Raw genomic sequence first — 6058 nt, 5'->3', positions numbered from 1 at the left:
AAAAAGTGTATCGGTAGTTATCATAACCGACAACATCTACAACTTAGCCTTAGTAATTAAGCTGCTTGCTTGGTTCGTTTAAAATTCAAGCTATGCGGAGATTAAGTATGACTATGACCAAGAAAGCCATCTATCCCGGGACATTTGATCCGTTAACTAACGGTCATCTAGATCTCGTGACACGTGCCGCGCAGATATTCGATGAAGTAATACTTGCTATAGCCGCAAGTCCTAGCAAACTGCCCTTATTCGATCTAAATGAACGGGTAGAGCTTGCTATTCAGGTCACCGTGCATTTGCCGAACGTAACAGTACGAGGATTCATTGGTTTGATGGCGCATTTTGCCCGCTGACAGCAGGCTAATATTCTCATCCGTGGGCTAAGAGCCGTGGCAGATTTTGAATCTGAGATGCAAATGATGAAAATGAATCGCCATTTTCTGCCTGGTCTGGAGAGCGTTTTTATGATGCCAGCTGAAACTTGGGCTTATATTTCTTCTACCTTAGTGAAAGAGGTGGCGCTGCACGGCGGTAGTGTAGATCACTTTCTTCCTGCCTTGATTGCGAAAGAAGTCAAGGCACGGCTGCACCCTAACCTTCCCTTGATTGATTGACTAATAATGTTGCTTCAGTGTTGGCAATGCGTACAAAAGAAGCTGCTGCGATGGCCATGTTTGGCCCTTTGTACTTGGCTACCGCATATTCGACAAGGTTTACCGCTACGACCATAGACTTGCAACTCTTGTACAAACAAACCAGGCTTACCATCTGACTGCAAGAAATTTCGCAATGTTGTACCGCCTTGCTCAATAGAGCGTAGCAGTACCATTTTGATACTCTTAGCTAGTATCATCGCTTCATGTTCACTTAATGAAGAGGATACTCGGTCCGGTAGAATACCGGCAACAAATAGTGACTCGTTGGTGTAAATATTACCAACCCCGACCACTAGCTTATTATCCATTAGTAACTGCTTAATAAGCGTACGTTTATTACGAGACTGTGTAAACAACCAGTACCCATTGAATTCATCGCTGAGGGGTTCTAGCCCCAGATGAGCTAATACACGACTATTTTGCAGATTATCGCTCCAAAGCCAGGCGCCGAATCTCCGTGGATCAGTATAGCGAATGATACAACGATTGCTCATGATGAGATCAATATGATCATGTTTTTCTGGTGGTAGCGGCTGCCATAATATTCTTAGCCGACCTGACATACCAAGATGAATTATCATCCAGCCGTGATTCAGCTTCAACAGTAAATACTTAGCCCTTCGTTGCAGACTCAGCACTCTACGCTCCTGCATAGAGACAATCTCTTTATCTACCGGCCAGCGCAGCTGCTTATTACGTACTTCTACCCGCTGAATAATATGGCCCACCACCCAAGGTTCAATGCACCGGCGGCTAATTTCTACTTCTGGTAACTCTGGCATCTAATAATTATCTTTATCACCTGATTGGGATTTTTAGTAATGCGTTAACATTATTTAATTTTAGCTTCTTTGTAAAGAACATGCTTACGTATGATCGGATCGAATTTTTTTAATTCTATCTTTTCAAGTTTGATACGCTTATTCTTCGTGGTAGTATAAAAATGATGGGTACCAGCAGAAGAAATCAGCTTAATTTTTTCACGAACACTTTTAGCCATAAGATAGTTTCCTTACTTTAGTTTAGTTTAATTACCGTGGACACGGATAGCTGCTAAAACAGTTTCTATGCCTTTCTTATCGATGATACGCATACCTTTAGCAGATACCCGTAGCGTGACAAAGCGTTTTTCTCTCTCAATCCAGAAACGATGAGAATGCAGGTTCGGTAGAAAACGGCGTTTAGTAGCATTCATGGCGTAGGAGCGGTTATTACCGCTTGCTGGTCGTTTTCCAGTAACTTGACAGACTCGGGACATATGAATTCTCCCTAAAAAGAACATACTTGTTATTATTTCTACGGGGTATAGCATAACTCTTTGACGTGCCACTGCTCAAGTATGACATAGAGAGATATTACTCAATGTTTTGAATCTGCTCACGCATCTGTTCAATCAAAACCTTAAGCTCAATTGCTGATGCTGTTACGCTAGCGTTAATAGATTTTGATGCCAGAGTATTCGACTCGCGGTAAAATTCTTGCATCATAAAGTCAAGACGACGGCCAACTGCCTCTTTCTCTTTATTAGTCAGAATATGATATGTTTCTTTAATATGTGTTTCGAGACGCTCGAGTTCTTCCGCAATATCGCTCCTTTGAGCGAGCATTACTAGCTCTTGCACTTGACGATCGTTGTCCAGCTTAACCTGTGCTTCTTCCAACTTACCTAATAGTTTATTCTTTTGCCAGACTAAGATATCTGGCATTTGCTGACGAACTTTAGTAATCTCAGCGCTGACACCGGCCAAGCGCCGTTCAATCATAGTCTTTAAGGCTATCCCTTCGATTTCACGAGCACGAATGAAATCATGTAGCGTAGCATCAAGACAAGATAGTAATGATGGACTCATGGTATCTATATCTGGAGTTTGCTCTGTCGTTACTATTACACCTGGCCAGCGCAAAATAGCCAGTGGATCAATCTCTCCTTCGTTGCTTTGCATTTTTACCCACTGAGCAGCTTCAATCAGTTTTTTCGTTAGTTTATCGTTCAAGATAAGTGCACTTGGCATTTGCAGGTTGACATTCACACACAGATGACATTCTACTTTACCACGGGTCAAAAAAGTACGGATATAATTACGAATGGTTGGCTCTAGCTTGCGGAACAGCTCTGGTAAGCTGATGTAAGTTTCTAGATAACGTTGATTAACGGAACGTAGCTCCCAAGTGGCAGTACCCCAAGTTTCTTTCATGTCACGCCGTGCGTAGGCTGTCATACTACGGATCATTAGAATCTAATAGCATTAATTTGTTAATAAGCTGCTGTTATTATATATTATAGTTAGGTAAGCAGACAAAGCTAAAACGCCAAAAATAGTACAAATTTTGTGAAAGAGTATAAGCGTCAATTTATCGAATATGCGTTAAACAAAAAAGCCTTAACATTCGGAGAATTTAGGCTCAAATCTGGCCGAATAAGCCCCTATTTCTTTAATGCAGGCATCTTTAACACAGGCTGTGATCTAGCTTTTCTAGGTCGGGTTTATGCCGCTACGCTCATGGATGCTAGGGTAGATTTCCATTTATTATTTGGACCTGCTTATAAAGGTATCCCGATTGCTATCACTACTGCCGTGGCTTTGGCAGAGCACTATAATCGTAATATTCGGTATTGTTTTAATCGCAAGGAAAAAAAACATTATGGGGAAGGCGGTACATTAGTAGGCAGCAAGTTGCAGGGAAAAGTTTTGCTGGTGGACCATGTAATAACCGCCGGTACAGCCATTCGTGAATCTATGGATATTATAGTAACTAATCATGCTACCCCTGCGGGAGTGTTGATTTCTCTTAATCGACAGGAGAAAGGCTATGGCGATATTTCCGCGATTCAAGAAGTAGAGCGGGATTATCATTGTAGAGTTCTCGCTATTATTACGCTGAAGGATTTGATCGATTATCTGGCGATAAAACATGAGATGATAGAACATCTTGATGCTGTATTAGGCTATCAACAGCAATACGGTATTTAGGCTAAGGCTAAGTTGATTTATTTTCTTTATTATCATGACATTAATGTATGTCTACTCACTACTGTCTTCCTGAGTGACCAAAGCCTTTTTGACCGCGCTCGCTGGTATTGAATACTTGGACCAGGTTAAAGTCTGCTTGCACTATCTGCACAAAAACTATTTGTGCCATGCGCTCGCTGGGTTCAATAGTAAAAGTTTTTTGTCCGCGGTTCCATACCGAAACCATTAGTGGCCCTTGATAGTCAGAATCAATCAGCCCCACTAAATTACCCAGTACGATACCATGCTTATGTCCTAATCCTGAACGCGGGAGAATAACTCCTGCTAAACTGGTATCTGCAATATGCACAGATAATCCTGTGGGAATTATAGTTGTTTCCCCTGGCGCTAATACAATTGGATTATCTATACAGGCGCGCAAATCAAGCCCGGCTGATCCGGGCGTGGCATACGTTGGTAATGAAACGCTATCGCCAATGCGGTGATCTAGGATTTTAATATCTATTTTTTTCATCATAACGGCTGACAATTAGGTCCAGTAGTTGTTGAGCCAGCAATGTTTTTTCGCTGAGAGCTAACATAGTTTCACCATCTTGCCAAAACAGACGTAAGGCATTGTTATCGCTGTTGAAGCCTTGGCTACCACAGGAAACGTCGTTAGCGCAAATTAAATCTATTTTTTTATCGATACGTTTTTGCTGTGCGTATTGTTCTATATTCTTGGTTTCAGCAGCAAATCCTACAACGTAGGGTCGGTTCTCAGTTAGCGCGCCGACCTCGGCAATAATATCAGGATTTTTCGTCAAGGTGATCATAATCTTATCGCTTTGTTTTTTCAGCTTTTCCTGTGAAAAGCTGCCGGCGCGGTAATCAGCTACAGCTGCACAACCAATAAAAATATGCTGTTGTTGTACAGTACGCATTACCGCATCCTGCATTTCTAACGCATTAGTTACATCGATACGCTGCACTCCTGGCGGAGTAGGCGTATTTACCGGACCAGTCACTAGGGTGACTTGCGCTCCTCTCGCAGCTGCCGCACTAGCAATAGCAAAGCCCATTTTCCCAGAACTATGATTGCTAATAAAACGTACCGGATCTAGCTCTTCGTGGGTCGGCCCAGCCGTTATCATAATACTCAGATGATTCAGGGAACCTGCTACTAAAAAATAGCTGCGTACTAGCTCAACTAGTACCAGAACATCTGACATCCGCCCTAAGCCGATATCGCCGCAAGCCAGACTACCACTATCTGGTCCCCATAACAGTACGCCCCTATTGCGTAAAGTCGTCAGATTGGCTTGAGTCGCTGGTGCCCGGTACATTTGCTGGTTCATTGCTGGCACAGCAACGATGGTAGCTGGAGTTGCGAGACAAAGAGTACTGAGCAAATCATTGGCGAAGCCTGCGGCAATACGCGCAAGTAGGTCAGCTGTGGCGGGAGCCAACAGTACCAAATCTGCCCATTGGGCTAGTTCAATATGGCCCATGGCAGCTTTAGCTGCCTGATCTAACATCTCATCAGCCACATAATTGCCAGAGATAGCTTGCAAACTTAACGGTGTAATAAACGCTTTTGCCGCAGAAGTCATTACCACGCGGACTTCCGCTTTACATTCACGTAAACGGCGCACTATTTCAGGGACCTTGTAAGCAGCTATGCCTCCTCCTACGCCTAGTATAATATGTTTACTGGTTAGTCCAGTCATGTTTGTCGCATGTCTAAATGCTCAACAAATTTTTTTTAGTTACGAATATTTTACTATGAATCAGCAGTAAAAGGTTAGTAATTAGTAAAAAGTTAAGGTTAAGAAATGAGCTATTGTAGCTGATAGTATGAGTTTAGCTAGTCAGAAGACTTGATATGATATGATATGATAATACTGGTCGGCGAGAGAGGATTTGAACCTCCGACTTACTGGTCCCAGACCAGTTGCGCTACCAAGCTGCGCTACTCGCCGAGTTGATCCCAATACTACTCACTACTGATAGATGCTTATGGTTGGTGGTTGGTGCGAAGAGAGGGACTTGAACCCTCAAGTCTATGATCAGACACTAGCACCTGAAGCTAGCGCGTCTACCAATTTCGCCATCTTCGCATACCAATTCCAATTATGGGGTGACTGATGGGATTCGAACCCACGACAACTGGAATCACAATCCAGGGCTCTACCAACTGAGCTACAATCACCGTTTACTCTTTATCCTATTACCACTGTAAAGTGGTACGCCCGACAGGATTCGAACCTGAGACCTCTGCCTCCGGAGGACAGCGCTCTATCCAAGCTGAGCTACGGGCGCGTAGCACCTTGACTGCGGTACGGTGGGGTGGGATAATACTAATTAACTAGCTAGCTGTCTAGTGCTTTTTCAAATATAGTTAAATATTTAGGTAGCGTGACGGTGATAAAATTAGCGGTACCTTTTTTC

At 43.1% G+C, this 6058-nt stretch carries 7 protein-coding genes, 4 tRNA genes and 1 pseudogene; 2 read left to right on the top strand and 10 right to left on the bottom strand.

Translation table 11 applies throughout. The annotated features are described in order from the left end of the window. Positions 1 to 113: 113 nt before the first annotated feature. Positions 114 to 614 (top strand): annotated as a pseudogene (coaD, locus tag CEX73_RS01635) (pantetheine-phosphate adenylyltransferase). Positions 615 to 628: 14 nt separating this feature from the next. Here the strand turns inward: coaD and mutM are convergent. The 4 genes from mutM to CEX73_RS01615 all read right to left on the bottom strand — a co-directional run bounded on the left by mutM (position 629) and on the right by CEX73_RS01615 (position 2887). Then, positions 629 to 1438, bottom strand: coding sequence for a bifunctional DNA-formamidopyrimidine glycosylase/DNA-(apurinic or apyrimidinic site) lyase (gene mutM / locus CEX73_RS01630; protein WP_101626864.1), 810 nt, complete (start codon positions 1436 to 1438; stop codon positions 629 to 631). 50 nt (positions 1439 to 1488) lie between these two features. Beyond that, positions 1489 to 1656 carry a 50S ribosomal protein L33 gene (rpmG, locus tag CEX73_RS01625; RefSeq protein WP_101626863.1) on the bottom strand — a complete coding sequence of 56 codons (168 nt, stop codon included), beginning with the start codon at positions 1654 to 1656 and terminating at the stop codon, positions 1489 to 1491. Positions 1657 to 1683: 27 nt separating this feature from the next. Then, entirely contained in the window at positions 1684 to 1914 is a 231-nt protein-coding gene (gene rpmB, locus CEX73_RS01620) for a 50S ribosomal protein L28 (RefSeq protein ID WP_101626862.1), read from the bottom strand. A 97-nt stretch (positions 1915 to 2011) separates the two neighbouring features. After that, entirely contained in the window at positions 2012 to 2887 is an 876-nt protein-coding gene (locus CEX73_RS01615; RefSeq protein WP_101626861.1) for a YicC/YloC family endoribonuclease, read from the bottom strand. Positions 2888 to 2986: 99 nt separating this feature from the next. Here CEX73_RS01615 and pyrE point away from each other — a divergent pair, with 99 nt between their 5' ends. Next, positions 2987 to 3628, top strand: coding sequence for an orotate phosphoribosyltransferase (gene pyrE / locus CEX73_RS01610; protein WP_101626860.1), 642 nt, complete (start codon positions 2987 to 2989; stop codon positions 3626 to 3628). A gap of 58 nt (positions 3629 to 3686) precedes the next feature. On the opposite strand, the gene dut is transcribed toward pyrE, so the two are convergent. The 6 genes from dut to CEX73_RS01580 form a co-directional block, all read right to left on the bottom strand. Beyond that, complete coding sequence (dut, locus tag CEX73_RS01605; RefSeq protein ID WP_101626859.1) at positions 3687 to 4145, bottom strand: dUTP diphosphatase; 459 nt, start codon at positions 4143 to 4145, stop codon at positions 3687 to 3689. After that, a complete protein-coding gene (coaBC, locus tag CEX73_RS01600; protein ID WP_101626858.1) occupies positions 4123 to 5337 on the bottom strand; it encodes a bifunctional phosphopantothenoylcysteine decarboxylase/phosphopantothenate--cysteine ligase CoaBC in 1215 nt (404 codons plus the stop codon). The genes dut and coaBC overlap by 23 nt, the downstream gene beginning before the upstream one ends. A 175-nt stretch (positions 5338 to 5512) precedes the next feature. Further along, positions 5513 to 5589, bottom strand: a tRNA-Pro gene (locus CEX73_RS01595). Positions 5590 to 5638: 49 nt separating this feature from the next. Further along, positions 5639 to 5727 (bottom strand) — tRNA-Leu (locus CEX73_RS01590). A gap of 16 nt (positions 5728 to 5743) precedes the next feature. Continuing rightward, positions 5744 to 5819: transfer RNA gene (locus CEX73_RS01585), tRNA-His, on the bottom strand. A gap of 32 nt (positions 5820 to 5851) precedes the next feature. After that, positions 5852 to 5929, bottom strand: a tRNA-Arg gene (locus CEX73_RS01580). Positions 5930 to 6058 lie beyond the last annotated feature (129 nt).

The sequence above is a fragment of the Candidatus Palibaumannia cicadellinicola genome (assembly GCF_002855795.1).
GTDB lineage: Bacteria > Pseudomonadota > Gammaproteobacteria > Enterobacterales > Enterobacteriaceae > Baumannia > Baumannia cicadellinicola_C.
This window is presented reverse-complemented; position numbering and strand designations above follow the sequence as displayed.